22 protein-coding genes and 1 tRNA gene are annotated in these 22,987 nt (G+C 69.9%); 9 read left to right on the top strand and 14 right to left on the bottom strand.

The genetic code is table 11. The features are described 5' to 3' along the window. Window positions 1-40 precede the first annotated feature (40 nt). Window positions 41-415 carry a cell cycle two-component system response regulator CpdR gene (gene cpdR / locus ACT3CF_RS13780; RefSeq protein WP_478423677.1) on the top strand — a complete coding sequence of 125 codons (375 nt, stop codon included), beginning with the start codon at window positions 41-43 and terminating at the stop codon, window positions 413-415. A gap of 61 nt (window positions 416-476) precedes the next feature. Beyond that, window positions 477-551: transfer RNA gene (locus tag ACT3CF_RS13775), tRNA-Val, on the top strand. A gap of 75 nt (window positions 552-626) precedes the next feature. On the opposite strand, the gene ACT3CF_RS13770 is transcribed toward ACT3CF_RS13775, so the two are convergent. From ACT3CF_RS13770 to ACT3CF_RS13750, 5 genes are all read right to left on the bottom strand, one after another. Beyond that, a complete protein-coding gene (locus tag ACT3CF_RS13770; protein ID WP_478423675.1) occupies window positions 627-2,042 on the bottom strand; it encodes a hypothetical protein in 1,416 nt (471 codons plus the stop codon). Window positions 2,043-2,234: 192 nt separating this feature from the next. Beyond that, entirely contained in the window at window positions 2,235-3,632 is a 1,398-nt protein-coding gene (gene lpdA, locus ACT3CF_RS13765; protein WP_478423673.1) for a dihydrolipoyl dehydrogenase, read from the bottom strand. 4 nt (window positions 3,633-3,636) lie between these two features. Further along, window positions 3,637-4,062 carry an acyl-CoA thioesterase gene (locus ACT3CF_RS13760; protein WP_478423671.1) on the bottom strand — a complete coding sequence of 142 codons (426 nt, stop codon included), beginning with the start codon at window positions 4,060-4,062 and terminating at the stop codon, window positions 3,637-3,639. Beyond that, window positions 4,055-4,285, bottom strand: a complete 231-nt coding sequence (locus ACT3CF_RS13755; RefSeq protein WP_478423669.1) for a hypothetical protein — start codon at window positions 4,283-4,285, stop codon at window positions 4,055-4,057. Before ACT3CF_RS13755 ends, ACT3CF_RS13760 begins: the two co-directional genes overlap by 8 nt. 17 nt (window positions 4,286-4,302) lie before the next feature. Continuing rightward, window positions 4,303-5,613 carry a pyruvate dehydrogenase complex dihydrolipoamide acetyltransferase gene (locus ACT3CF_RS13750; RefSeq protein ID WP_478423668.1) on the bottom strand — a complete coding sequence of 437 codons (1,311 nt, stop codon included), beginning with the start codon at window positions 5,611-5,613 and terminating at the stop codon, window positions 4,303-4,305. Window positions 5,614-5,752: 139 nt separating this feature from the next. Here ACT3CF_RS13750 and ACT3CF_RS13745 point away from each other — a divergent pair, with 139 nt between their 5' ends. Then, window positions 5,753-6,208, top strand: a complete 456-nt coding sequence (locus tag ACT3CF_RS13745) for a universal stress protein (RefSeq protein ID WP_478423666.1) — start codon at window positions 5,753-5,755, stop codon at window positions 6,206-6,208. A 75-nt stretch (window positions 6,209-6,283) separates the two neighbouring features. Then, window positions 6,284-7,633 carry a M20/M25/M40 family metallo-hydrolase gene (locus tag ACT3CF_RS13740; protein WP_478423665.1) on the top strand — a complete coding sequence of 450 codons (1,350 nt, stop codon included), beginning with the start codon at window positions 6,284-6,286 and terminating at the stop codon, window positions 7,631-7,633. A gap of 28 nt (window positions 7,634-7,661) precedes the next feature. Here the strand turns inward: ACT3CF_RS13740 and ACT3CF_RS13735 are convergent, their stop codons facing one another. The 6 genes from ACT3CF_RS13735 to ACT3CF_RS13710 all read right to left on the bottom strand — a co-directional run bounded on the left by ACT3CF_RS13735 (window position 7,662) and on the right by ACT3CF_RS13710 (window position 12,334). Further along, window positions 7,662-8,570 carry an RcnB family protein gene (locus ACT3CF_RS13735; protein WP_478423663.1) on the bottom strand — a complete coding sequence of 303 codons (909 nt, stop codon included), beginning with the start codon at window positions 8,568-8,570 and terminating at the stop codon, window positions 7,662-7,664. Window positions 8,571-9,054: 484 nt separating this feature from the next. Continuing rightward, a complete protein-coding gene (locus tag ACT3CF_RS13730) occupies window positions 9,055-9,537 on the bottom strand; it encodes a GAF domain-containing protein (protein WP_478423662.1) in 483 nt (160 codons plus the stop codon). A gap of 49 nt (window positions 9,538-9,586) precedes the next feature. After that, complete coding sequence (arfB, locus tag ACT3CF_RS13725; RefSeq protein WP_478423660.1) at window positions 9,587-10,012, bottom strand: alternative ribosome rescue aminoacyl-tRNA hydrolase ArfB; 426 nt, start codon at window positions 10,010-10,012, stop codon at window positions 9,587-9,589. Window positions 10,013-10,071: 59 nt separating this feature from the next. Next, on the bottom strand, window positions 10,072-10,722 hold the full coding sequence (locus ACT3CF_RS13720) for an RluA family pseudouridine synthase (protein ID WP_478423658.1): 651 nt from the start codon (window positions 10,720-10,722) through the stop codon (window positions 10,072-10,074). 182 nt (window positions 10,723-10,904) lie between these two features. Next, the gene (gene wrbA / locus ACT3CF_RS13715) at window positions 10,905-11,507 is read right to left on the bottom strand and encodes an NAD(P)H:quinone oxidoreductase (RefSeq protein WP_478423656.1); all 603 of its coding nucleotides are present in this window, start codon (window positions 11,505-11,507) and stop codon (window positions 10,905-10,907) included. A 128-nt stretch (window positions 11,508-11,635) separates the two neighbouring features. Next, entirely contained in the window at window positions 11,636-12,334 is a 699-nt protein-coding gene (locus tag ACT3CF_RS13710; protein ID WP_478423654.1) for a pirin family protein, read from the bottom strand. Window positions 12,335-12,463: 129 nt separating this feature from the next. On the opposite strand from ACT3CF_RS13710, the gene ACT3CF_RS13705 reads away from it, so the two are divergent. Together ACT3CF_RS13705 and ctrA are read left to right on the top strand one after the other, a co-directional pair. Beyond that, entirely contained in the window at window positions 12,464-13,411 is a 948-nt protein-coding gene (locus tag ACT3CF_RS13705) for a LysR family transcriptional regulator (protein ID WP_478423652.1), read from the top strand. A 139-nt stretch (window positions 13,412-13,550) separates the two neighbouring features. Beyond that, entirely contained in the window at window positions 13,551-14,258 is a 708-nt protein-coding gene (gene ctrA / locus ACT3CF_RS13700; RefSeq protein WP_478423650.1) for a response regulator transcription factor CtrA, read from the top strand. 102 nt (window positions 14,259-14,360) lie between these two features. Here the strand turns inward: ctrA and ACT3CF_RS13695 are convergent, their stop codons facing one another. Both ACT3CF_RS13695 and ACT3CF_RS13690 read right to left on the bottom strand, forming a co-directional pair. Beyond that, window positions 14,361-15,056, bottom strand: a complete 696-nt coding sequence (locus ACT3CF_RS13695; RefSeq protein ID WP_478423648.1) for an HPP family protein — start codon at window positions 15,054-15,056, stop codon at window positions 14,361-14,363. Continuing rightward, window positions 15,053-16,735, bottom strand: a complete 1,683-nt coding sequence (locus ACT3CF_RS13690) for an amidohydrolase (RefSeq protein ID WP_478423647.1) — start codon at window positions 16,733-16,735, stop codon at window positions 15,053-15,055. The genes ACT3CF_RS13695 and ACT3CF_RS13690 overlap by 4 nt, the downstream gene beginning before the upstream one ends. A gap of 60 nt (window positions 16,736-16,795) precedes the next feature. Here ACT3CF_RS13690 and ACT3CF_RS13685 point away from each other — a divergent pair, with 60 nt between their 5' ends. Both ACT3CF_RS13685 and ACT3CF_RS13680 read left to right on the top strand, forming a co-directional pair. Further along, window positions 16,796-18,040 carry a threonine ammonia-lyase gene (locus ACT3CF_RS13685; protein ID WP_478423645.1) on the top strand — a complete coding sequence of 415 codons (1,245 nt, stop codon included), beginning with the start codon at window positions 16,796-16,798 and terminating at the stop codon, window positions 18,038-18,040. A 247-nt stretch (window positions 18,041-18,287) separates the two neighbouring features. Then, a complete protein-coding gene (locus ACT3CF_RS13680; protein WP_478423643.1) occupies window positions 18,288-19,073 on the top strand; it encodes an arginyltransferase in 786 nt (261 codons plus the stop codon). Between the two features lie 13 nt (window positions 19,074-19,086). On the opposite strand, the gene ACT3CF_RS13675 is transcribed toward ACT3CF_RS13680, so the two are convergent. Beyond that, entirely contained in the window at window positions 19,087-21,189 is a 2,103-nt protein-coding gene (locus ACT3CF_RS13675; RefSeq protein WP_478423641.1) for a protein-disulfide reductase DsbD family protein, read from the bottom strand. 80 nt (window positions 21,190-21,269) lie between these two features. Here ACT3CF_RS13675 and ACT3CF_RS13670 point away from each other — a divergent pair, with 80 nt between their 5' ends. After that, a complete protein-coding gene (locus ACT3CF_RS13670) occupies window positions 21,270-22,961 on the top strand; it encodes an alkaline phosphatase family protein (protein ID WP_478423640.1) in 1,692 nt (563 codons plus the stop codon). Window positions 22,962-22,987 lie beyond the last annotated feature (26 nt).

Here is a 22,987-nt window from a genome sequence, read left to right as displayed (position 1 = left end):
CCCGCATATGGAAATCGCCCAACATTGGTCCGGGGTTGTGATGATCCGAATTCTGCTCGCCGAGGACGACCGCCTGATGCGGGAGTATCTCGCGCGCGCCCTTGAACGCTCGGGCTATGCCGTCCGCGCCGTCGATTGCGGAACGGCGGCGATTCCGCTGCTCGAAACCGAACGCTTCGACCTGCTGCTCACCGATATCGTGATGCCCGAAATGGACGGGATCGAGCTGGCGCAACGCGCGAGCGAGATGGTGCCCGACATGCGCGTCATGTTCATCACCGGCTTTGCCGCGGTCACGCTCAAGGCCGGCAAGCAGATGCCGAACGCACGCGTGCTGTCCAAGCCGTTCCACCTGCGCGACCTCGTGCTCGAGGTCGATCGGCTGTTCGAATCGGAGAATATCGGCCTCAACTGATTTTTTCTGAAATTGGGTATTGCGCCGTCCGCCACCCCCGGCTAAAGGCGGCGCTCCCCGGGGGCGCGTAGCTCAGTGGTAGAGCACTGTGTTGACATCGCAGGGGTCGCAAGTTCAATCCTTGCCGCGCCCACCATTTTAAAAAGCCCGCCAGCGCAATGCGTTGGCGGGCTTTTTCATATTCCTGCCCGCCGCATCGCGGCGGCGCGCCTCACTCGATCAGCGCGGCATAATCGTGCGGCATCGCGGGAAGCGTCGCCCGCGCGGCGGTGCCCACCGCGATCACCAGCATCAGCGCGATCAGCCCCGCGCGCGGCACCGGCACGCGTCCGCGCCACAGCAGCACTGCGGCGATCGCGGTCGCCAGCATCGGCCACAGGTGATAGCGCAGGTCCGACGCGATGCTGACCAGCGCAAAGCTCGCCTCGAGCCCCAGTGCCGACGCGATCAGCGCCAGCGCGAGCGCGCCGTCGGCCTCGCCCCGTCCGCGCCACGCCGCCGGTGCCAGCGCCAGCGCGAGCACCAGATAGGCGATCGGCCAGCCGAGCGGCGACCGCACCACCCATGCCCCTGCCGCCTGCGTCGCGCGCGCGCTGCGGCCCGGATCGGCCAGCCCGATCCGGTTGGGCTCGTTGCCCTGCGGCGGCTCGGCAAAGGGCCAGTTCGCCGCGACCCACCAGCGTTCGGTCGCGTTCAGGTGCGCGGCGCGATGGCGGGCATAGGCCAGCGGATGCGCGACGATCGCCGCCACCCAGGCGCGGGTGCGCGCGGCCGTGGGGGCGTGCATCAACGGCGCCAGCATCGCGCCGCACCGCGTCTCGTCGCCCAGCGGATCCCAGAACAGCGGCTTGTAGCATCGCATCGCCGCCACGCGCGGCGCGATGCCGGGGGGCAGCGCGTCGGTGCCGCCGAAATGCGCGATCCCGGCGCGGTCATAGAGCGGCAGCGTCGCCGCCACGTCGCTCGCCCGTGCGCCGAGCAGCCGGTGGTTGATGATCGGCTGCAGCGCCAGCATCAGCCCGGTCAGCGCCAGCATTGCGCCCGCCGCCATCGCGCCCGTGACCACGATGTGTCGGGCGGCGCGTGCGCGCGGCCGCCCCGGCACGGCTGCCAGCATCACGACCAGCGGCGCGACCGCAAAGGCCGCATTGCTCCGCACCAGCGCGGCATAGCCGATCAGCATCGCGACGCCCGTGATCGTCGCCGCGCCCATCGCGCGTCCGCGCAGCCGGTGCGCCGCGACGATGCCTGTCGCGGCGATCAGCGCGCCCAGCATCTGCGCGTCCTTCAGGATCGCCACCTGCCAGCCCAGGAGCACCGGACACGCGCCGATCGCCAGCATCGCCGCCGCCGCACGGCCCCGCCCGCGCGCCGCCAGCGCATCGGCGATCAGCCCGATTCCCAGCCAGTAAAGCAGCAACTGGAGCGCGAACATCGGCGCCCCGGCGGCGCCCGTGGCGGCGTGCAGCGCCTGCCACAGCCGCGCCATCGCGGGCGGGTGCCAGTCGTCGAATTGCCCGCTGCGGACCTGTTCGAACTGCTGGACGCTGTCGTACAGCGCATAGCCGGGCCAGAAGAGCAGCAGCGTCGCCGCCGCAAGGATCAGCACCGCGACCCGCACGCGCATCGCGGCGCGCGGGGACGGCGAAAGGGGGGCGTCCGGTGCCGGTGCCGCCGTCGCGGTCACCGGCCCGCCGGCCGGTTTGCGGTCGTCCGCGTCACCATCGGCCCGCGGGGCGCGGGGAAGGGGGCGGCGGCACCGGACCGACGGCGGCGCGCGCCGCCGCGATTGCCGGGTCCGGCGCCGCCGCCTGTCGCATCAGATGTGAAGCGCGCGGCCATAGGCGCCGAGGACGCTTTCGTGCATCATCTCGGACAGCGTCGGATGCGGGAACACCGTCTCCATCAGCTCGGCCTCGGTCGTCTCCAGCGTCTTGCCGATCGTATAGCCCTGGATCAGCTCGGTCACCTCGGCGCCGATCATGTGCGCGCCCAGCAGTTCGCCGGTCTTGGCGTCGAACACGGTCTTGATAAAGCCCTCGGCCTCGCCTAGCGCGATCGCCTTGCCGTTGCCGATGAAGGGGAAATTGCCCACCTTTACCGTGTAACCCGCTTCCTTCGCCTTGGCCTCGGTCAGGCCGACGCTCGCGATCTGCGGGTGGCAATAGGTACAGCCGGGGATGTTGCGCACGTCCATCGCGTGCGGATGGCCGCCCGCGATCGCCTCGGCGGCGATCACACCCTCATGGCTCGCCTTGTGCGCCAGCCACGGCGGCGCGGTGACGTCGCCGATCGCCCAGATGCCGTCCACATTGGTCCGGCACGCGGCGTCGGTGACGATGTGCCCGCGCTCGGTCTTCACGCCCAGCGTCTCCAGCCCGATATTCTCGGTATTGGGGACGATGCCGATCGCGACGATCACATGGCTGAACTGGTCCTCGGTGACCTTGCCGTCCTTGCCCTTGATCGCCGCCTTGACGCCGTCCGGGCCGACTTCCAGCTTGTCGACGCCGGTGCCGGTCAGGATCGTCATGCCCTGCTTCTTCAGCGACTTTTCGAGGAAGGTCGAAATGTCGGCATCCTCGACGGGGACGATGCGGTCCATCATCTCGACGACGGTCACGTTCGCGCCCATGTCGTTATAGAAGCTGGCGAACTCGATCCCGATCGCGCCCGATCCGATGACGAGCAGCTTGGTCGGCATCTCGGCCGGGGTCATCGCGTGGCGATAGGTCCAGATGCGCTTGCCGTCGGCCTTGGCAAAGGGCAGCTCGCGCGCGCGGGCGCCGGTCGCGACGATGATGTTCTTCGCGGCCAGCTCGGTCTTCTTGCCGTCGGCGGCGGTGACGGTCAGCTTGCCCTTCGCGGTCAGCACGCCGGTGCCCATGTGGACGGCGATCTTGTTCTTCTTCATCAGGTGCGTGACGCCCTGATTGAGCTGCTTGGCGACGCCGCGCGAACGCTTGACCACCGCGTCCAGGTCGGCGCTGATCTTGTCGGCGACCAGGCCATAGTCCTTGGCGTGCTGCATATAGTGAAAGATCTCGGCCGAACGCAGCAGCGCCTTGGTCGGGATGCAGCCCCAGTTGAGGCAGATGCCGCCCAGATTCTCGCGCTCGACGATCGCGGTCTTCAGCCCAAGCTGCGCCGCCCGGATCGCCGCGACATAACCGCCGGGGCCCGATCCAAGGACGATAAGGTCGTAAGTGTCAGCCACGATGTTACTCCTGTGGGGCCTTTGGCGGGGCCGGCATGGGCGGAACGGCGCGCGGCACGCGCTCCTCGTCGATCGCGACGAAGGTAAAGCGCGCCTGCGTCACCCGGCTCATCTTCTCGCTGTGGCGCGGGCGGCGCCACGCCTCGACCTCGACCGTCATCGAAGATCGGCCGACGCGGACCAGCTCGGCATAGACCGAAACCTCGTCGCCCACCGAAACGGGGCGGTGGAACTGCATCGCGTCGACCGCGATCGTCACCGCGCGGCCGCCCGAATGGCGCGACGCGACCGATCCGGCGCCCAGGTCCATCTGGCTCATCAGCCAGCCGCCGAAGATGTCGTCATACGGATTGGCGTCGGCCGGCATCGCGGTGACGCGGATCACCGGCGCCTGTGCCGGCGGGAATTCGGGGTCGTTCTCTTCACCCATTTGCATTTCCATTCTTGCTGTCCGCGCCGATGGCGGCGCGATCCTCCGCCCAGGCCCGGCGCAGCGGCCCGACGCCCATCAGCAGGACGACGACCATCGCACCCTCTGCGACCAGCCAGATGTCGCTGGTCGCGCGCGGATAGGCCCAGGCGGCCAGCGATGCGATCACCACCGCCGCGGCCAGCCCGATCACGGTATGGACGACTTCGATCAGCACGCGCATCGCTTCGCCGCTCCGGTTCAGGCGATCATGCCCATCGGCGCCTCGATCAGCGCCTTCAGGTTCTTCATCAGTTCGGCGCCGTCGGCCCCGTCGATCGCGCGGTGGTCAAAGCTGCCGGTGGCGGTCATCACCGTCGCGATCTGCAGCGCGTCGTCGATGACATAGGGGCGCTTCTCGCCCGCGCCGACCGCCAGGATCATGCCCTGCGGCGGGTTGATGACGGCGTCGAACTGCTTGATGCCGTACATGCCCATGTTCGAAAGCGACGCGGTGCCGCCCTGATATTGCTCGGGCTTCAGCTTGTTGTCGCGCGCCAGCGCGGCCAGCGCCTTCATCTCGGTCGAAATCGCCGAAACGCTCTTGTTCGCGGCGTCGCGGATGATCGGCGTGATCAGCCCCGACGGCGTCGACACCGCCACCGACACATCGGCGCGCTCGTACCGGATCAGCTGGTCGCCGGTATAGGTGACGTTGCACTTCGGCGTCTGTTCCAGCGCGACGCCCAGCGCCTTGATCAGCAGGTCGTTGACCGACAGCTTCACGCCGCGCGCTTCCAGCGCCTTGTTGAGTTCGCCGCGCAGCTTGAGCAGCGCGTCGAGCCGGATGTCGACCGTCAGATAGATGTGCGGCACCGTCTGCTTCGATTCGGTCAGGCGGCGCGCGATCGTCTTGCGGATGTTGCTCAGCTTCTCCGCGCTGTGCGGGATGCTGTCGTCGAACCACACGGCCTTCGCCTCGGCGGGCGCTGCAGCCGCGGCCGGGGCGGGTGCCGGGGTGGCGGGCGCTGCGGCCGCGGGGGCGGCGGCGCCGGGCTTGGCGCCCTCGACATCGGCCTTGACGATCCGGCCGTTCGGCCCGGACCCGGTAACCGTTGTCAGGTCGACGCCCTTGTCGGCGGCGATGCGGCGGGCGAGCGGGCTCGCCTTGACGCGCGTGCCGCCGTCACCTGCGGGGGCAGGGGCAGGGGCAGGGGCGGGGGCGGCTGCGGGGGCCGCCGGGGCGGTCGCTGCCGCTGCGGGCGCTGCGGCCTGCGGCTGGGCCGGTGCGGCGGCCGGCGTCGATGCGGGAACGCTCGCGGCGTCCTCGCCCTCGCCCAGCATCACCGCGATCACGGTGCCGACCTTCACATTGTCGGTGCCGGCGGGGACCAGGATGCGGCCGACCACGCCTTCGTCAACGGCCTCGAATTCCATCGTCGCCTTGTCGGTCTCGATCTCGGCGAGCAGGTCCCCCGACTTGACGGTATCGCCTTCCTTCACCAGCCATTTGGCAAGCGTGCCCTCTTCCATCGTGGGCGAAAGCGCGGGCATTCTGATTTCGATCGACATGGAGTTTCCCGTCGTTTGTTCCTGGGGATCGGAATGTTCCTCCTTCGCCGCGCGCTTCCCTAGGGTCAAGGGGCAAGCCTCGGGCTTGCGCATGCGCGCGCCGCGCGGCACTCAGGCGATCCGGCGAGGAAAACCATCCATGCGCACCTATCTGGTCGTGATCGACGAAAGCCCCGAATCGGAAATCGCGCTGCGTTTCGCGGCGCGGCGTGCGGTCAAGACGGGGGGCGCGGTGGAGATTCTCGCGCTCGTGCCCCAGCCCGAATTCGTCCAGTGGGGCGGCGTCATGGCCGCGATCGAGGAGGAGGCGCGCGAACGGGCCGAGGCGCTGGTGATGCGCGCGGCGGGCACGCTGTTCACCGAATCGGGGATCACCCCGTCGATCACCGTGCGCCAGGGCGAGGGGCCGCGCATCGTGCGCGAGATGATCGCCGCCAATCCCGACATCGCCGCGCTCGTCCTCGGCGCCGCGCCCAGCGGCCCGCCGGGGCGGCTCGTCAGTCACTTTACCGGCGCCGATGCCGGCGGCTTCACCGTGCCGGTGATGATCATCCCCGGCTCGCTCGACATGGCGGCGATCGACCGGCTGAGTTGAGCTGAGCTGAGCCGCGCGGCGCCGCGCCCCTCCGGCCACTTGCCAGCGCCGCCGCGCCGCGCCACCCTCGCGGCCATGCAACCGATCCCCGCCGCATTCGCCCTTGCCGGGCTCGTCCTCGCCGCGACGCCGTTCGCCGCGTCGCCTGTCCTGGCCCAGTCGGCCGCGCGCCCCGCGCCGCCCGCTGCCGCCGCGCCTGCGCCCGATCCCGCCCGCCTGCGCGCCAGCGTCGCGCGGCTCGTCGGCTTCGGCACGCGCCACACTTTGTCCTCGGCCGATGATCCGGTGCGCGGCATCGGCGCGGCCCGGCGCTGGTTCGCCACCGAATTGTCGCGCATCGGCGACGCGTGCGACTGTATCGAGGTCGCCAATATCGAACGCGGCTTCACCGGTCCGCGCGCGCCCGGCGGCGCGGCGGTGGTCGACGTGCTCGGCTTTCAAAAGGGGCGCGACCCGCGCCGCGTCGTCATCGTGATGGCGCATATCGACAGCCGGGCGAGCGACGTGATGAACGCCGCGATCGACGCGCCCGGCGCCAATGACGACGGCTCGGGCGTCGCGCTGGTGCTCGAGGCGGCGCGCATCCTCTCGCGCGAACGCTTCGACGCGACGATCGTCTATGCCGCGCTCTCGGGCGAGGAACAGGGGCTGTGGGGCGGCCAGCTCCTCGCCGAAACCGCGCGCGAACGCGGCTGGACGGTGTCGGCGGTGCTCAACAACGACATCGTCGGCAACACCGTCGGCCAGGACGGGCGCCGCGTCGCCGATCGCGTCCGCGTCTTTTCCGAAGGCATCGGCGCGGCCGACGATGCCGACGCCGCGCGCCGCCGCCGCGCCGACGGCAGCGAGGATGACGGCCCCTCGCGCGCGCTGGCCAAGGCGATCGACTCGGTCGCTGCGACGATCCCCGGCGGGCTCGACGTGCTGCTCGTCCGCCGCCCCGACCGTTTCGGCCGTGGCGGCGACCACGAACCCTTTCTCCGTCTCGGCTATCCCGCGGTGCGCTTCAGCGTCGGGGTCGAGGATTACGACGCCCAGCATCAGGATCTGCGCACCCAGGCCGGCAAGGCGATGGGCGACACCATCGACAAGATGGATTTCGACTATCTCGCCCGCGTGACCGCGCTCAACGTCGCGACGATCCGCCGCCTTGCCGCCGCGCCTGCGGCCCCCGGCACGGTCACGCTCGACGGCGCGCTGTCGATGGACACGCGCGTCCGCTGGAGCGCGGTGCCCGGTGCCGCGGGCTATCGCCTGCGCTGGCGCCGCGCCGACGCGACCGACTGGACCGCCTCGCGCGATGTCGCGGCGGGCGAAACGAGCGCGACGCTTCCCGTCGTCGTCGACGATCATTTCATCGGCGTCTCGGCGCTCGCGGCCGACGGTTCGGAAAGCCTCGTCACCTTCGGCACGCGCCCGCGCTAGGGCGCGTCGCCGAATCGCCGCGCATGGTTCAGCGGCAGGCGCAGCCCTGCCGCCGCACCGTCTTGTGGCGATAATGGCCGCCGCGCACCGTCACGATCCGTTCCTCGACGACGCGCGTCGTCGTCGTCACCACCGGCGCGGGCTGGATCACCACCACCGTCGCCCCCGCCGGATAGGCGCCCGCGGCATAGGCGTCGGCATAGCCATAGCCATAGCCGTCACCATAGCCGTCATCCCCGCGCACCCACCGCCCGTCGGGCGCCTGGCGCAGCGTGACGACGCCCGGCCCGGCCTGCACCACCGTCACCGTCGCGCCGCGCGTCACCACCGGCGCACTGCGATCGTAGGCGGGAATGGGTGCGGGCGGCGGCGGCGGGGGCGGCGGCGGCGCGGGACGATAATCGTCGCGCGGGTCGGGATAGGCGCGCGCGTCGGGACGGGGACGCGCATCGGGCTCGACCGGCGGCGGCGGATAGGGGGCGCCCGCCGGGCGCGCCTCGGCCATCGTGACGCCGCGATCGTTCCACGCGATTCCCGACATCGCGTCCCACACATTGCCGCGCGTGTCCGCCAGCACGGCGTCGTCATAATAGCGCACCCAGAAATAGCCCGGCGGCGGCGCGGGCAGGCCATAGCGCAGATAGTCGGGCACGCGGAACGGCCCGCCCATCCAATAGGGCGGCAGCACCGCGCCGCGCCCCAGCCGGCGATAGGCGCTCCAGCCGCCCGGCGCGCGCGTGCCGCCGTCCCACCGCCCGTCGGGGCCGCGCGTCCAGCGGCCGGGCTCGGTCGGCATCACCCGCGGCGGCGCGGGCGGGGGCAACACGATCCAGCGCCCGTCCTGCCACACGCGCTCCTGCGCTGCAGCGGGCAGCGCCAGGCCCAGCCCGACACCGATCCCGGCCGCCACGATGCTCGCCTGCCAAAGCCTGTTCACACGCGATTCCCCACAATTCCGAACGCGAACGACCCTAGCGCGAAGCCCCCCTGCACCGGAACGGCACACGCCCGCCCGCTGTCCCAACCCGGGAAACCCGAAAAAGTGCAACAACCGCCCCGCGCCCCCCAAAATCCTCCCCGCCCCGGGGAGGGGTACCGCGCGGCGCAGCCGCGTGGTGGAGGGGCCGCCCGAAGGGCGGAACCCGGACGCTACAACACCCGCGGCCGTCGGTAGCCCCAACCAGCCGCGGCCCCGCTCAACAAAACACCGCCCCCGCGCACCCCGAAATCCTCCCCGCCCCGGGGAGGGGGACCGCGCGGCGCAGCCGCGTGGTGGAGGGGCCGCCCGAAGGGCGGAACCCGGGGTGCCACAACACCCTCCGCCGCCGGGCGCAGCAACCAGCCACCGCCGGTCCCCCGCCGCGGGAACGCCGCGCGCGCCGCCTCGCCAGTCGATCCGCCTTGCCGCCGGCGCGCCGGGCTCAGCCGATCCGCGGCGCCAGGATCCGCATCAGCGCCTCGCACCCGGCCGCGTCGCCCGCGTCGAACCGCGCCGGATTGGGGCTGTCGAGGTCGAGCACGCCCAGCAGCACGCCCTGATGGACGATCGGCACCACCAGTTCGGACCGGCTCGCCGCGTCGCACGCGATATGCCCGGCAAAGGCATGGACATCGTCGACAAGCTGCGTCTCGCGCGTCGCCGCGGCGGTGCCGCACACGCCCTTGCCGAACGGGATGCGGATGCAAGCGGTCTTGCCCTGGAACGGCCCCAGCACCAGCGTCTCGCCGACATTGCGATAGAATCCGGCCCAGTTGAGGTCGGGCAGGAACTGCCACAGCAACGCCGCGGTGTTGGCCATGTTGGCGATCGCGTCGGGTTCGTCCGCGGTCAGCGAATCGAGCGCGGCCGCAAGCTCGCGGTAAAGGTCGGCCTTGTCGCCGCCGGAGATGTCAAAGCTGTACATGCCGCGCATGTAGGGCGTCCGGCGCGCCGAGGGAACGGGGCGCGCCCGTTCAATCCACCCGCACGCGCCCGCGTCCCGCCTTCACGGCGCTGCGGCCCTTCTTGGCGTCGACGCGGCGCGCCTTGGCGGCCTTGCTCGGCTTGGTCGGGCGCCGCTTCTTGGGCACCAGCGTCGCTTCCTGGATCAGCGCGATCAGCCGTTCGCGCGCATCCTGGCGGTTGAGCAGTTGCGACCGCGCGCCTTCGCTGCGCAGCACCAGCACGCCGTCGCTCGTCAGCCGCGATCCGGCGAGCACCGCCAGCCGCGCCTTCACCGCTTCGGGCAGGTTGGGCGATTGCGCCACGTCGAAACGCAGCATCACCGCGCTGTCGGTGGTGTTGACGTGCTGGCCGCCCGGCCCGCCCGCGCGGACGAAGCTTTCCTCGATCTCGTCGCTGTCGATCGCGATCGCGCGCGTGATGCGGATCCACGCCATGCGGCCCGGCTCCCGCGGCTCAGCGGCCGTCGCGCGGGGCGCGCGTGCCGGTCGCGGCCTCAGCCATGGTCGAACCCCGCCGCGGCGAAACGTTCGGGCATCGGCGCCTGGCCGTGCACGTCGGGCTTGCCCGCGCGCGGCACCGTCAGCTCGGCGGCATGGAGCATCAGCGCGGGGCCGCCGCGGCCATAGACGGGGTCGCCCAGGATCGGGATGCCCAGCCCCTCGGCGGCGTGGACGCGGATCTGGTGCGTGCGTCCGGTTTCGGGAAAGAAGGCGACCAGCGCGCGGCCCGCATTTTCCGCGATCAGCTTCCACCGCGTCCGCGCGGGCTTGCCGCGCGGATCGCCGCGCATCCGCCAGCCGGTTTCGGCGGTCGAGGTCTTGGCGAGCGGCAGGTCGATCGCGCCGCTCGGTTGCGCGGGAACGCCGTCGAGGATCGCCAGATAGCGTTTGGTGACCGCGCCCGCCTCGAACGCCTGGGCAAAGCGGCGCAGCGCCTTGGGGTTGCGCGCGAGCAACAGGCAGCCGCTCGTGTCGCGGTCGAGCCGGTGGACGGGCACCGGCACGCGCTGGAATCCGAAACGCAGCGCGTCGAGCCGGTCCTCCAGGCTCGGTGCGCGGTCGCGCGGGCGGTCGACCGGCAGCCCTGCGGGCTTGTCCAGCACGATTGCCTCGCCGTCGATGAAGAGTACCCGGTCCTGCAGCATCGCCTTCCTATAGCGGGTTGCGCCCAAAGCGGAAGGACGCGGGTGCGGCGGCGCGGGGACGAATCGAAAGCCGAATCGAAAAGGGGCGGCCGGGTCGGGGGGAACCCGGGCCGCCCCTCGGGGGCCGGTCGCATGCGCGGGCGGGGGGGGGGACTCCCCGTCCGCGCGACCGGCGGTCCGCTTTACTTGGCCAGCTTCGCCGCAACCTCGGCGATCTGGCGGCCCTGATAACGCGCGCCTTCGAGTTCGGTTTCGCTCGGGCTGCGGCTGCCGTCGCCGGCGGCGAGCGTCGTCGCGCCATAGGGGGCGCCGCCGACCACTTCGTCCATCCGCATCTGGCCCTGGAAGCCATAGTTGAGGCCGACGACGACCAGCCCGAAGTGCATCAGGTTGGTGATGATCGAGAACAGCGTCGTTTCCTGGCCGCCATGCTGGCTCGCGGTCGAGGTGAACGCGCCGCCCACCTTGCCGTTGAGCGCGCCCGATGCCCAGACGCCGCCGGCGGTGTCGAGGAACGCCGCCATCTGGCTCGCCATCCGGCCGAAGCGGGTGGGCGCGCCCATGATGATCGCGTCATACTGCGTCAGCGCCTGCGCGTTCTCGATCACCGGGTGCGGCGAATCGGTCTTGAAGTGCGCGGCGGCGACGACTTCGGCCGGCGCGGTCTCGGGGACGCGGCGGATATCGACCTCGGCGCCGGTGCTGCGCGCACCCTCGGCGACGGCTTCCGCCATCTGCTCGAGATGGCCGTAGGACGAGTAATAGAGGACGAGCACTTTGGTCATTGGAACGGCTCCCTTTGTGGTGTGAATTGCGGGTTTGGGACGGTTTTTGCCGGTGAACGGCGGTTTTTGACGGCGAATGGCGGCTTTGGTCCCGCCATTGGGGCGGGTTTCCGGCCCGGCGGGCGGGGTCAGGCGCTGTCGACCAGCACGATCTCGGCGTCCTCGATCGCGGCGATTTCCAGCCGCTGGCCGCCCGTGATCGCCGCGCCGTCGCGGGCTTCCAGCCGCGTCTCGCCCAGCGTCACCACGCCGCGCGCCACCACCAGATAGGCGTGGCGACCGGCCGCGACGGCGTGCTCGACGCTCGTGCCGCCGCGCAGCGTCGCGCCCAGAACCCGCGCATTTGCGCGGATCGGCAGCGCCTCGTCGTCCTCGGCATAGCCCGATGCAAGCGGCACCAGCCGCCCGTCGCGCGCCTCGCGCGGAAAGGGCTTGGTGCCCCAGCTCGGCCGCCCGCCGCGCTCGCGCGGCTCGATCCAGATCTGGAACAGCGTCGTCGTTTCGGGCTCCAGATTGTACTCGGCATGGCGCACGCCTTCGCCCGCACTCATCACCTGCACGTCCCCGGCGCCCGTCCGCCCGGTATTCCCCATCGAATCCTGATGCGTGATCGCGCCGCTGCGGACATAGGTGATGATCTCCATGTCGCGATGCCCGTGCGGCGGAAATCCGGTGTTGGGCGCGATCTCGTCATCGTTCCACACGCGCAGCGCACCCCAGCTCATCCGCGCCGGATCATAATAATCGGCAAAGCTGAAATGGTGGTGCGCGTTCAGCCAGCCGTGGTCGGCATGGCCCAGGCGCGAAAAGGGGCGTTTCTCGATCATCTCGGCGACACTCCGTCGGCTACGAGGCTTCAGATAGGCGTCGCCGACGACGCGCGAAATGGAAACCTTGGAAACCGATCGTTTCCGATGCTACGCTCCACGCGCGCAACAAGGGGCGGGAAGCACGCAATGAAGCTGCCGGACTTCGAGGCTTGGGCGATTTTTGCCAGCGTGGTCGAACATCGCTCGTTCAGCGGCGCGGCCGAGGCGCTCGCGGTGTCGAAGGCGACCGTATCCAAGGCCGTCGCGCGGCTCGAGGCGCGGCTGGGAACCGCGCTGTTCCACCGCACCTCGCGACGGTTGACGCTCACCGAAAGCGGCCATGCGCTTGCCGAACATGCCAAGCGCCTGCTCACCGACGGCGAGGCGGCCGAGGAGGCGGCGTTCGAAAGCGCAGGCGCGCCGGTGGGGCTGATCCGCGTCGCGGCCCCGCTCACCTTCGGCATCCGTCACCTTGCGCCGCTGCTCGCCGAGTTCATGGAAGCGCACCCTGGCATCCGCATCGACCTGCGGCTCTCGGACACGCGCGTCGACATTGTGGGCGAGGGGATCGACGTCGCGGTGCGCATCGCCGAGCTTCCCGACAGTTCGCTGCGCGCGCGGCGGCTGGGGGCAGTGCGCGGCTATGTCGTTGGGGCCCCAGCCTATTTCGACCGGATGGGGCGGCCCGCCCATCCCGCCGACCTCGCGCGCCATGCCTGCCTTATCTATACCAACACCGCTGCGCCCGAACTTTGGCGTTTCCGTCGTGCGGGCGGCGAGGAGGCGGTGGTTCGCGTCGACGGCCCGCTGCGCACCGACAGCGGCGATTCGATGCTCCCGGCCTTGCGCGCGGGGCTGGGCGTGGCGCGACTGCCCGATTTCCTGGTGGACGAGGATCTGGCCGCCGGCCGGCTCGAGGCGGTGCTCGATGCGTGGCGCTGGGGCGCGCCTGCGCTCCACCTCATCACGCCGCCGGGCACGCTGCGCCCCGCCCGCGTCGAGGCGCTGCTCGCCTTTCTCGCGGACCGGCTCCGGCGGCTGTGCGATGCGGCCCGTGCGTCCGAACCGGAAACCGACGTTCCGGAGAATGCCTGAAAACCGGTCGGGCAATCGGCCGTTCGCGGTTAGGCGGAAATTAACCTTTTGCCTTCAGATGGGGTTAGGTTAATGAATTCGTCCCGCGCATCGGGCAACCGGACAGGCTCGGGGATGTGCGAGGACAGGGGAACCGGCGATGCGCGTGCTGCTGATCGAAGACGAACCTTCGACCGCCAAGGCGATCGAGCTTATGCTCACGACCGAGGGCTTCAACGTCTATACCACCGATCTCGGTGAAGAGGGCCTCGATCTCGCCAAGCTCTACGATTACGACATCATCCTCCTCGACCTCAACCTCCCCGACATGCACGGCTATGACGTGCTGAAGAAGGTCCGGGTCGCCCGCGTCCAGACGCCGGTGCTGATCCTGTCGGGCATCAACGAAATGGATTCGAAGGTCCGTTCGTTCGGTTTCGGCGCCGATGATTACGTGACCAAGCCTTTCCATCGCGAGGAGCTGATCGCACGCATTCACGCCGTCGTCCGCCGGTCCAAGGGGCACAGCCAGTCGGTCATCCGCACCGGCAAGCTCGCCGTCAACCTCGACGCCAAGACGGTCGAAGTCGACGGTGCGCGCGTGCATCTGACCGGCAAGGAATATGCGATGCTCGAGCTGCTCTCGCTGCGCAAGGGCACCACGCTGACCAAGGAAATGTTCCTCAACCATCTCTATGGCGGGATGGACGAACCCGAACTCAAGATCATCGACGTGTTCATCTGCAAGCTGCGCAAGAAGCTGAGCATGGCGTGCGGCGGTGACAATTATATCGAGACCGTCTGGGACCGCGGCTATGTGCTGCGTGAGCCCGACGGCGGCGAAGAATCGGTCCCGGCCGTCGCCTGACGCGTCCGGTTTTCCCAACCTGACCCCACGGCAACGGGTCGCGAACCGCAAGGTCCGCGGCCCGTTCGCTTTGGGGCGTTTTTGTGCCTGCCCAGGTCGGTGTCAGCGCCCGGCCGGCCGCCGTCGCCGCGCCTCGGCGTGGCGTTCGGCATGGTCGAGCAGCGCCTCCAGATCGGCGCGCTCGACGTCGAAGCTCTCGCCCATCGCGGCGATCGCGGCGTCGATATCCTCGCCCAGCAGCCGCGGCGCAGGCGGCGGTGCCGCCGGCCGATGGGGATAGCTGTGCCCCGACAGCCGATGGAAACCCCAGCCGACCGCCGCCAGCGCGAGCGCGTTGAGCGCCACCGGCGCGACCGCCAGCGACCAGCCGCGCGCCGCCAGCGCCGGTCCGCCAAGCACAGCGAGCAGCGCGCATGCGCCCCCCGGCGGATGCAGGCAGCGCAGCAGCGACATCAGCACGATCGCGCCGCCCACCGCCACGCCTGCGGCGACCGCGCCGCTGCCCAGCCATTGGCTCGCCGCCACACCGACCAGCGCCGACAGCGTGCAGCCGCCGATCACCGGCCAGGGCTGGGCCAGCGGGCTGCTCGGCACCGCGAACACCAGCACCGCCGCCGCGCCCATCGGCGCGCAGAGCAACAGCGTGTCGCCGCCGGCCGCCATACCGCTCGCCCAGCCGGCGAGCGCGATTCCGGCGGTTGCGCCCAGCGCCGCGAACAGGCGGTCCGGCAACGATGCGCCCGCAAGGCGCGGCCGCCAGCGCCAGCCGCGCCGGCCGCTCACCGGTTCGATCTTCATCCGGCGGGCTTGCGCACCCACACGCGCTCGCCGCCGACCCAGGTTTCGAGCACCTTGGTCCCGCGCAATTCGGCGGGGGCGGCGAGCAGCGGGTCGCGGTCGACCACGATGAAGTCTGCGCGCATTCCCACTGCGATCCGGCCGAAGCGATCCTCGGCGAATCCCGCATAGGCGGCACCGGTGGTAAAGGCGGCCCAGCCCTGTTCGCGCGTCACCGCCTGGTCGGGATGCCAGCCGCCAAAGGGTTGGCCGTCGGCGTCCTGCCGGGTGAAGCTCGTCGCCCATCCGGCCCAGGGGTCGGGACTTTCGACCGGATAGTCCGAACCAAAGGCAATGCGGACGCCGTTCTGGAGCATCGTTCGCCAGGCATAGGCCCCCGCCAGCCGTGCTTCGCCCAGCCGTGCCTCGGCCATCGTCCGGTCCGATGTCTGGTGCACCGGCTGCATCGACGCGATCACCTTCAGCCGTGCGAAACGGGCAAAGTCCTGGGGATCGACGATCTGCGCATGTTCGATCCGCCAGCGCCGGTCGTCCTTGAACGAATCGGACAGCGTCTCGATCGCGTCGAGCACCTGTGCGTTGGCACGGTCGCCGATCGCGTGGACGGCGATCTGGAAGCCGTCCATCGACCCGCGCGTCATCAGGTTGAGCAACTGGTCGTCCGACAGGAAGCCGAGCCCGCGCTGCCCCGGCGCATCGGCATAGTCGGCCTTCAGCCACGCGCCGCGCGACCCCAGCGCGCCGTCGTCGTACAGCTTGATGCCGCCCATCCGCAGCCGGTCGGCGTAGAGCCAGGGCGTCGGCCCCTGGCCCGCGACCTTCAGCGCGGTGTCGACGCCGTGCGCATAGCTCATGATCCGGACGCGCAGCAGTCCCATGTCGCCCATCCGGCGATAGGTCAGCCAGTCCTCGGTCGTCGTGCCCATGTCGGCGGTGGCGGTGATGCCGAGCGAAAGCAGCTTTTCCTGGGCGGCGAGAAAGGCGGCGTTGCGCTGCCGCGGCGTCTCCGCGGGAATCATCCGCGTGACGAGCTGTGTCGCGCCGTCGACGAACACGCCCGCCGGCTGGCCGCCCGCGCCGCGCTCGATCCGCCCGCCATCGGGGTCTCGGGTCGCGGCGGTCACGCCGGCCAGCGCGATCGCCTTGCTGTTCGCCCAGCCGGCATGGCCGTCGACACGCTCGAGCCATACGGGCCGGTCGTTCACCGCCGAATCGAGTTCGGCTGCGGTCGGGAAGCGGCCGAGCTTCCATCGCTCCTGGTTCCATCCGCGGCCGACCAGCCACTTGCCCGGATTGGCCGCGGCATAGCTGCGGATGCGGGCGAGTGCCTCGTCGAGCGTCCGCGTGTCGGACAGGTCGAGCTGCAACAGCTGCGCGCCCAGCCCCATCACATGGCCATGCGCATCGATCATGCCGGGCATCAGCGTCTTGCCCGCCATGTCGATCTTCCAGTCGGCCTTTTTGGGACGGCGCTCGCCCTGGTGGAGCAGCAGCGAGACCTTGCCCTCGCGATTGACCATCAGCCCGTTGAAGCGGACGACCTGGCCCTTCTCGTCGAGCGTCATCCCGTTGACGTTGTCGATCAGCCCGTCGGCATGCGCGATGCCACTGGCGCATGAAAGCAACAAAAATGCAGCCAATTTGGCAATCGAGGCGGTGCGATGTTGCTTTTCAGGCATAGAATCTTTCGCAAACGAGGTGTTCCCCCCGCGCTCCAGATCGTCTAGGGCGGGGTGGTCATGGCTAGCAAAGCAGCATCGGCGGCCGCGCCGCTTTCCGTTTCGATCGACGACGTCCTCGCCGCGCAAACGCGCCTGGACGGCGCCATTGTGCGGACACCGACACTTCACAGCCGTACCTTGTCGCAGCTCACCGGCGCAACGGTCTATCTGAAGTTCGAGAATCTTCAGTTCACCGCCGCGTACAAGGAACGCGGTGCGCTCAACACGCTGCTTCAGCTCGATCCTGAGGCGCGCGCCAAGGGGGTCGTGACCGCGTCGGCGGGCAACCACGCGCAGGGGCTGGCCTATCATGCCAGCCGGCTGGGCATTCCCAGCACGATCGTGATGCCGCGCAACACGCCGATCGTGAAGGTGACGCAGACCGAGGGGCATGGCGCGCGCGTCATCCTCGAAGGCGAGACCTTCGACGCCGCCTATGCCCATTCGCGCGCGCTCGAGGCCGAGATGGGCCTCACCTATATCCACCCCTTCGACGATCCGCGCGTGATCGCGGGACAGGGGACGGTCGCGCTCGAAATGCTTGCCGACATTCCCGATCTCGACACGATCGTGGTGCCGATCGGCGGCGGTGGGCTCATCTCGGGCTGCGCGACGGTCGCCAAGGCGCAGCCGCGCGCGGTCGAGGTGATCGGCGTTCAGGCCGAACTCTATCCGTCGATGTACAACCGCCTGCACCAGACCGAAATGCCGTGCGCGGGTGATACGCTGGCCGAGGGCATCGCGGTCAAGCATCCGGGCACCATCACCGCGGCGCTGGTCGCGGCAAGGGTCGACGATATCGTGCTCGTCGGCGAACGCCGGCTCGAAGAGGCGGTAAGCCTGTTGCTCCAGATCGAAAAGACCGTGGTGGAAGGGGCCGGCGCCGCCGGGCTCGCCGCGCTGTTGTCCGAACCGGAGCGTTTCCGGGGCAAGCGGGTCGGTATCGTGCTGTGCGGCGGCAATATCGACACGCGGCTGCTCGCCAATGTCCTTCTGCGCGATCTGGCGCGCTCGGGCCGTCTGGCGCGGCTGCGCATCCGGCTTCAGGACCGGCCGGGCGCACTCTACCATGTCGCGCGGATCTTCCACGAACAGGGCGTCAACATCATCGAGGTGTATCACCAGCGCGTGTTCACGACGCTGCCCGCCAAGGGACTGATCACCGACATCGAGTGCGAGACGCGAGATCGCAATCATCTCGACCGGCTGATGACGGCGCTGCGTCGCGCGCAATATGAAGTGACGCAGGTCGAACTCGCCTGACCGGTGCGCGCGGGGGTGATTCGCCCCCGCGGCGCCGAACGCATTCGTGTCGAGCGCCTAGATCGTGGTTAACGGGGCTCGATTCGTCCCTTGCTGAAACGATGCGCGCGATCGTTTCCCATGATGCAAGCGCTTAGCGGCCGATTAACTTTCTTTAATGGTAAAGGCGCTTTTCATCATTGTCGCTGCGCTTCATAGTCGTCATCGAAACAGGGGCGCGTAACCCCGCAACAAGGACGACGCAGCGGTGACTGCTCTTTCGCGCTTTCCCCGTTTTTTCGTGACCAGCCCGTCGCCGTGCCCCTATCTGCCCGGGCGACAGGAGCGGAAGATCTTCACCGAGCTCACCGGCGCCCACGCGCCTGAGCTCAACGATGCGCTCGGCCGCATCGGTTTCCGGCGCAGCCAGTCGGTCGCCTATCGGCCCAGCTGTGCGGGCTGCACCGCCTGCGTGTCGGTGCGGGTCGTCGCCGACGGTTTCCAGCCCAATGCCACACAGCGCAAGCTGCTCCGCCGCCATGCCGACCTGGAAGTGCGCGCGTGCAAGCCCTGGGCGACGGCCGATCAGTTCCAGCTTCTCCATCGCTACCTCACCGCGCGCCATCCCGGCGGCGGCATGGCGACGATGGACGAGAGCGATTATGCCGACATGGTCGAACAGACGCCGGTGGACAGCTTCGTGATCGAATATCGCGAGCCCTCGGTCGACGGCGAGCCCGGCCGCCTGGTCGGCGCCTGTCTCACCGACTATCAGGGCGACGGGCTGTCGATGATCTACAGCTTTTTCGAAACGACCGACCCCCAGCGGCCGTCGCTCGGCAACTTCATCATCATGGACCATATCCTGCGCGCGCGCAGCGGCGGGCTGCCCTATGTCTATCTCGGCTATTGGGTGAAGGGCTCCGAACGCATGGCGTACAAGACGCGCTATCGCCCGCTCGAAGCACTTGGTCCCAATGGCTGGTCGTTGCTCGACGAGGCTGCCGAGATGCCCGCGGTGCCGCTCCCGACGCCGATCACCGAATTCGCCTGATCGCCGGGGCGGCTCAGCGTCCCTCCGCGCGGTCGATCATCATGCGCTGCGTCAGGATCTGCGGCAGGATTTCGGGCGACGCCGCCCCGGGGCGGTACCAGAGATACAGCGGCACGCCGGCCCGCTGATGCTGCTCGATGAAGCGGCCGAGCGCGGGATCGCCGCGCGTCCAGTCGCCGACGAGTACCGCCACCTTGCCGGTCTTGAGCGCCGACTCGACGGGCTGCGTCTCGATCACCGTCTTTTCGTTGACCTTGCAGCTCAGGCACCAGTCGGCCGTGAAATAGGCAAAGACCGGCCGGTTTTCGGCGCGAAGCTGTGCCAGCCGCGCCTCGCTGAACGGTTCGGCGCCCGCGGGTAGCGTGGCAGTGGCGCCGGTCGCTTGCGAAGTCGGGTGAACGGCAAGCGCCGCGGCCAGTGCTGCGGCGATCAGCGGTGCCGGTGCGATCCACGCGCCGCTGCGCCCTCTGCGCTGGCGCGCACCACCCCACCAAAAGGCGATTCCCGCCAGCATCGCCGCGCCGACGCCGATCGCCATGCCGTCGCTTCCCGCCTGGTGCCCCAGCACCCAGGCGAGCGCGAGCGCGGTGGCGAACATCGGGATCGACAGCAGGTGGCGCAGCGTCGCCATCCACGCGCCCGGCCGCGGCATCCGGCGGCGCAGCGCGGGGATGAAGCCCAGCAGCAGGAAGGGCAGCGCGATGCCGAGCCCAAGCCCTGCAAACACCGCCATTGCGGCGGGCCAGGGCAGCACCAGCGCCGCGCCCAGCGCCGACGCCATGAACGGTCCGCTGCACGGCGTCGCGACGAATGCGGCCAGCGCGCCGGTCGCAAAGGCGCCGCCATGTCCGTGTCCGGCCGCGCGGCCGATAAAGCCCGGCGTGTTGATCTCGAACAGTCCGGCAAGGTTGAGCGCGATCGCGCTCGTCAGGATCAGCAGTACGACGATGATCTGCGGGTTCTGCAACTGGAACGCCCAGCCTGCGCTGCTTCCCGCCGCGCGCAGCCCCAGCAGTACGCCGCCGAGCGCCAGGCACACGATCACCACGCCCGCGGTATAGGCCAGGGCCTCGGCACGCGGCGCGCTTCCCTCACCATTCGCACGGGCGAGGCTCAGCGCCTTGAGGCTCAGGATCGGGAAAACGCACGGCATGACATTGAGCACCAGCCCGCCGAGCACCGCGGCAAGGAACGCGCCCACGATCGTCGCGGCGAGTCCGGTCCGCTTGGCCGGCGGCTGGGCAGGGGGCACCTTGCCCGCGGTTGCGCGGACGGCAAGCCCCTGGACTCCCGGTGCTCCCGGCAGCGCCAGCACGCCCTCGATCGCCGTCGCACTTGCCTGGACGCCGCCGGGGCTCGTCCGCGTCTCGATCACCAGCCGGTCGCCGTCGCGCACCACCGACTGCGGCGCGGCATAGTCGATCACGTCGCGCGTCTGCGGGAAGAAATAGGCATGCTCGGCATCGCCCGCGGCGTCGGCGGGGAAGGGGATTCCGATGCGCAGCGTCTCGCCCGCGCGTTCGAACGTCGCCGTCGTGCCGATTGCGCGCGGCAGCGCGGCGCGCCACGCGTCGAAGCGCGCGCGTTGCGCCGGGGCCACTGCGCCGTCACCGACGGTCAGTTCGGTCTGGAGCGCAGCCTTTTCGGGAACGCAGATCTGGTCGGTACAGACCAGATAGTCGAGCGTCAGCGCGACCGGTATCCGCGTGCCCGGCGCGGCCCCCGCAGGGATCGTCAACGGCACCAGCGGCGCGAAGGGCGCCTCGAACACGTAATTCATCAGCCCCGCGATCACGAGCCGCTGCGGCACCGGATAGCGCAGCGCGCCCGCGCTCACGCCCGCCGGCAGCCGCCAGTCGGCGCGCGCGGGCAGGCCGGCGTCGCCCGGGTTGAGCCAATAGGCGTGCCAGCCCTTTTGCGGCGTCGAATCGAGCGCGAGCATGATCGTCGTTCCCGGCGCGGGCCGTTCGGTCTCCGCGACGAGCCGGATCGCCACGTGCGGGCCGCTGCCGATCCCCTGCGCCGCCGCGACGGGAATCGTGGCGGGCGCCACCAGGGTCGCCACCGCCGTCATCGCGGCGAGAATCGACATCAAGACGAAACGAATGGGCTGCATGGCCCCTCCTTGCCCAGCAGGCGTCGTTCGACAATAGCTGCTTTCGTACCTGTCCTTATCCGCTTGGAGCCGGCAACCTCATGAAGTTCGCATCCGTTCTTGCCATTGCCGCCGCGCTCGGCACCGCTGCCCCTGCCTTTGCCCAGACGCGCACGCCTGCCGCTGCCCCTGCCACGCCACCGACGCCGGCCGCCGCCGCGCCTGCGGCTGCCCCGGCACCCCAGGCGCCGCCGCGCCTGCTCGTCGTCGTGTCGGTCGACCAGTTCTCGGCCGATCTGTTTGCCGAATATCGTGCGCAATTCACCGGCGGCTTTACCCGGCTGCTCGGCGGTGCGGTGTTCCCGGCCGGTTATCAGAGCCATGCCGCGACCGAGACTTGTCCCGGCCATTCGACGATCCTCACCGGTGCGCACCCGTCGCGCACCGGCATCATCGCCAACGACTGGACCGACTTCAACGCGCCGCGGCCCGACAAGACCGTCTATTGCGCCGAGGATGAGAGCGTGCCGGGCAGCACCAGCGGTGCCTACACCGTTTCCGACAAGCACCTGAAGGCGTCGACGCTCGGCGAATGGATGAAGCGCGCCGATCCGCAGAGCCGCGTCGTCTCGGTCGCGGGCAAGGATCGCGCGGCGGTAATGATGGGCGGGCACCAGGTCGACGAACTCTGGTGGTGGGACGGCAAGTCGTTCGTCTCCTATGCCGGCCGCGCGGCCCCCGACATGGTCCGCCGGATGAACGTCAGCGTCGCGATGCGCATCGCCGAGGCGCAGCCCGCGATGGATCTTCCCGCCTTCTGCCGTGCGCGCAGCCGGGCGATCCCGCTCGGCGGCGGCAAGACCGTCGGCGACGGCCGCTTCGCCCGTGCGGCGGGTGACGCGAAGGCGTTCCGCATCTCGCCCGAATTCGACGAATCGGTGATGGCGCTTGCCGCCGGGCTCGCCACCGACATGAAGCTCGGCCAGTCGGGGCATACCGATCTGCTGATCGTCGGCGCGTCGGCGACCGACTATGTCGGCCATACCTATGGCACCGAGGGCAGCGAAATGTGCCTTCAGCTGCTCACGCTCGACCAGACGCTCGGCAAGCTGATGTCGGTGCTCGACAGCACCGGCGTGGACTATGCGGTCGCGCTGACCGCCGATCATGGCGGCCACGACCTGCCCGAGCGCAATGTCGAGCATGCCGCGCCCATGGCTGCGCGCATCGATCCCGAACTCAACGTCCGCACCGTGGGCGAGGCGATCGCCAAGAAGCTCAACCTGCCCAAGTCGCCGCTCGGCGGCAGCGCGGCGGGCGACATCTATATCGACCCTGCGCTCACCCGGGCGCAGCGCACCGCCGTCCTGGCCGAGGCGGTGAAGCGTTACAGCGCGCATCCGCAGGTGTTCGGCGTCTACACGCGCGACCAGATCCTCGCGACGCCGATGCCCAAGGGCCCCGCCGATACCTGGTCGATGCTCGAGCGCGCCCGCGCCTCGTTCGATCCGCAGCGCTCTGGCGATTTCGTCATCGCGCTCAAGCCGCGCGTCACTCCCATCGCCGATCCGACCAGGGGCTCGGTCGCGACGCATGGCAGCTTCTGGGATTATGACCGTCGCGTGCCGATGCTGTTCTGGCGCAAGGGGATGACCGGGTTCGAACAGCCGCTCGCGGTCGAGACGGTCGACATCGCGCCCACGCTCGCCGCGCTCATCAAGGTGCCGGTGCCCGTCGAAATCGACGGCCGCTGCCTCGACCTCGACGCCGGCCCGGGCGACAGCTGCAAATAAGCCGCCGCCGCCCGGGGTGCCCGCTT

The organism is Sphingomonas chlorellae (assembly GCF_056485145.1).
The sequence above is the reverse complement of the archived record's forward strand: the minus strand, read 5'-3'. Positions and strand labels throughout refer to the sequence as shown.

What these genes read in the sequence shown, in the direction of transcription:
- ACT3CF_RS13690 (WP_478423647.1), bottom strand. Translation starts at nt 16,735, where the DNA reads ATGCCTGAAAAGCAACATCGCACCGCCTCGATTGCCAAATTGGCTGCA.
- ACT3CF_RS13710 (WP_478423654.1), bottom strand. Translation starts at nt 12,334, where the DNA reads ATGATCGAGAAACGCCCCTTTTCGCGCCTGGGCCATGCCGACCACGGC.
- ACT3CF_RS13740 (WP_478423665.1), top strand. Translation starts at nt 6,284, where the DNA reads ATGCAACCGATCCCCGCCGCATTCGCCCTTGCCGGGCTCGTCCTCGCC.
- ACT3CF_RS13730 (WP_478423662.1), bottom strand. Translation starts at nt 9,537, where the DNA reads ATGTACAGCTTTGACATCTCCGGCGGCGACAAGGCCGACCTTTACCGC.
- ACT3CF_RS13720 (WP_478423658.1), bottom strand. Translation starts at nt 10,722, where the DNA reads ATGCTGCAGGACCGGGTACTCTTCATCGACGGCGAGGCAATCGTGCTG.
- ACT3CF_RS13695 (WP_478423648.1), bottom strand. Translation starts at nt 15,056, where the DNA reads ATGAAGATCGAACCGGTGAGCGGCCGGCGCGGCTGGCGCTGGCGGCCG.
- ACT3CF_RS13670 (WP_478423640.1), top strand. Translation starts at nt 21,270, where the DNA reads ATGAAGTTCGCATCCGTTCTTGCCATTGCCGCCGCGCTCGGCACCGCT.
- ACT3CF_RS13750 (WP_478423668.1), bottom strand. Translation starts at nt 5,613, where the DNA reads ATGTCGATCGAAATCAGAATGCCCGCGCTTTCGCCCACGATGGAAGAG.
- ACT3CF_RS13675 (WP_478423641.1), bottom strand. Translation starts at nt 21,189, where the DNA reads ATGCAGCCCATTCGTTTCGTCTTGATGTCGATTCTCGCCGCGATGACG.
- ACT3CF_RS13705 (WP_478423652.1), top strand. Translation starts at nt 12,464, where the DNA reads ATGAAGCTGCCGGACTTCGAGGCTTGGGCGATTTTTGCCAGCGTGGTC.
- ctrA (WP_478423650.1), top strand. Translation starts at nt 13,551, where the DNA reads ATGCGCGTGCTGCTGATCGAAGACGAACCTTCGACCGCCAAGGCGATC.
- ACT3CF_RS13755 (WP_478423669.1), bottom strand. Translation starts at nt 4,285, where the DNA reads ATGCGCGTGCTGATCGAAGTCGTCCATACCGTGATCGGGCTGGCCGCG.
- ACT3CF_RS13760 (WP_478423671.1), bottom strand. Translation starts at nt 4,062, where the DNA reads ATGGGTGAAGAGAACGACCCCGAATTCCCGCCGGCACAGGCGCCGGTG.
- ACT3CF_RS13745 (WP_478423666.1), top strand. Translation starts at nt 5,753, where the DNA reads ATGCGCACCTATCTGGTCGTGATCGACGAAAGCCCCGAATCGGAAATC.
- arfB (WP_478423660.1), bottom strand. Translation starts at nt 10,012, where the DNA reads ATGGCGTGGATCCGCATCACGCGCGCGATCGCGATCGACAGCGACGAG.
- ACT3CF_RS13685 (WP_478423645.1), top strand. Translation starts at nt 16,796, where the DNA reads ATGGCTAGCAAAGCAGCATCGGCGGCCGCGCCGCTTTCCGTTTCGATC.
- cpdR (WP_478423677.1), top strand. Translation starts at nt 41, where the DNA reads ATGATCCGAATTCTGCTCGCCGAGGACGACCGCCTGATGCGGGAGTAT.
- wrbA (WP_478423656.1), bottom strand. Translation starts at nt 11,507, where the DNA reads ATGACCAAAGTGCTCGTCCTCTATTACTCGTCCTACGGCCATCTCGAG.
- ACT3CF_RS13770 (WP_478423675.1), bottom strand. Translation starts at nt 2,042, where the DNA reads ATGCGCGTGCGGGTCGCGGTGCTGATCCTTGCGGCGGCGACGCTGCTG.